We start from the raw sequence: 1,977 nt of genomic DNA, 5'->3' as shown, positions 1-1,977 counted from the left end.
TAACCTCTGATACTTTCATCAGCTTCTTTTGTACATCAGCTTGCGTCTCCGTCGTAACGAAGGCTACATAGAACTGCTCATCAAAATCCTCATCTTCGAGCTTTTCAACGGAAGGAGAAGATTTAATAACATCTCCCATTTTTTCAAGTAGCTCAAAAACCATATACACGCGGGCAGCTTTAAGCAAGCAATCTTCTCGAAGTTTGATAGATATCTCATATGAAAAATAATTTTGTTCTGCAGATTGCTGTATGACAGTCATTTCATAATCGTCATAAGTTAAGTAATTTTCTAGCGAGGTTGAAGAAACATTATTTACAACAGTAGCAGCAACTTCTATTTCTCCGGTTTCAATCTCATGAAGCTTTCTTACAGTCTCTTCTACATTCAGTTTTCCATCTCCGCCTTCAGCAATGTTAAAGACCATTTCTTCTAGCTGGTCCACCGCTACGAAAACTACGTCAAGAAGCTCTGGAGTAACATTTAAACGGCTATTTCGTATTTCGTCTAGAACGTTCTCCATCTTATGAGTAAGATTAGCTATGTCCTCGTACCCCATAGTTGCAGACATACCTTTTAATGTGTGAGCAGAACGAAATACTTCATTAACAATAGAAAGATCCTGGGGATTTTTCTCTAGTTCTAGTAAATGATCATTACATGCCTGTAAATGCTCCTTACTTTCTTCTATAAACATCTCTAAATATTGATTGATATCCATGAACTTAACTCCCCTTTAAGGTAAATACCGTGTGATTGTGTTTGCAATTCTCTCTAAATCTACCACTTCGTTCACTAATTTTGTTTCTACCGCTGCTTTAGGCATGCCATAAACAATACATGTATTCGAGGATTCAGCAATTGTAACTACTTTACCAGCCTCAACTAACCGCTTCAGGCCTTTAGAGCCGTCCGAACCCATACCAGTCATAATGATTACGATTTTATCAAAGTCATTATAGCTGCTATTGTCTTCCAATAGAACGTCCACTGATGGTCTATGTCCTCCTCTAGGAGGCTCTACATCATCCAGTTTTATCGTATAAGCGGTTCCTACTTTTTTTATGCGCATATGATATCCACCTGGAGCTATATACGCATGTCCATTCCGAATAATATCTCCTTCACTTGCTTCCTTTACCTCAATCTCGGATAGTTGGTTTAAACGATCCGCAAGTGATTTAGTAAACCCAGGAGGCATATGCTGGACTATTAGAACAGGAGCCTTTAAATCTCCTGGTAAATTGGGTAGAACCTCTTGTAAAGCTCGTGGTCCCCCTGTAGAAGTACCGATTAATACCATCTTTTTTTTGTTTAGCAGCCTATGTGTAACAGATTGGTTCACCGCTACCTTTGGCTCTTCTCTTGTTGGTAGTTTTACTTTTTTTAATTTACTTATAGTGATTCTTGAAGCATGTTCTACTTTTTCAACTAATTCATCTTTAATCTTATGTAAATCTAAAGATATGGTGCCGCTAGGTTTAGCTACAAAGTCTACTGCACCATATTCCATAGCTAGTAAAGTACTTTCCGTACCCCGTTGAGTAGTACTAGAAAGCATAATGATTGGAACAGGAGAATCAATCATTATTTGTTTTAGTGCTTCTATCCCATTCATCTCTGGCATTTCTACATCCATCGTAATAACATCAGGACGTAGTGTTTTAATTTTTCTGAGGGCATCTGATCCATTTCGGGCTATACCTACTACTTCAATTGTTTTGCTTTCCTTAAAGAAGTCTCCGATTAATTTACGCATAAAAGCTGAATCATCCACGATAAGTAATTTTTTCTTTGGTCCCATCCTACTTATCGCCTCCTTTAAATATGCTTTTCAATTTATCAATAATCTTACTCGGATTAGAAGGAACTGCTTCCAACTGTTCTTCAGTAAACTTGCTAACAATAGAGGAAAGCTTTTTAGAGATTTCACTTTGCGGATATAAAATGGAAAAAGGTACTTGCTGTTGGACTGCT

At 37.6% G+C, this 1,977-nt stretch carries 2 protein-coding genes; both read right to left on the bottom strand.

The window, feature by feature from the left end; all coding sequences use genetic code 11:
- The coding region (locus AC06OU_RS13360) for an Hpt domain-containing protein (RefSeq protein WP_475856393.1) at positions 1-721 on the bottom strand (721 nt) is incomplete at its 3' end.
- A 15-nt stretch (positions 722-736) separates the two neighbouring features.
- The gene (locus AC06OU_RS13355) at positions 737-1,804 is read right to left on the bottom strand and encodes a protein-glutamate methylesterase/protein-glutamine glutaminase (RefSeq protein ID WP_475856391.1); all 1,068 of its coding nucleotides are present in this window, start codon (positions 1,802-1,804) and stop codon (positions 737-739) included.
- Between the last annotated feature and the right edge of the window lie 173 nt (positions 1,805-1,977).

This window comes from Psychrobacillus sp., assembly GCF_056205495.1.
Note: the sequence above shows the minus strand (reverse complement) of the source record. Positions and strands in the feature narration are given on the sequence as shown.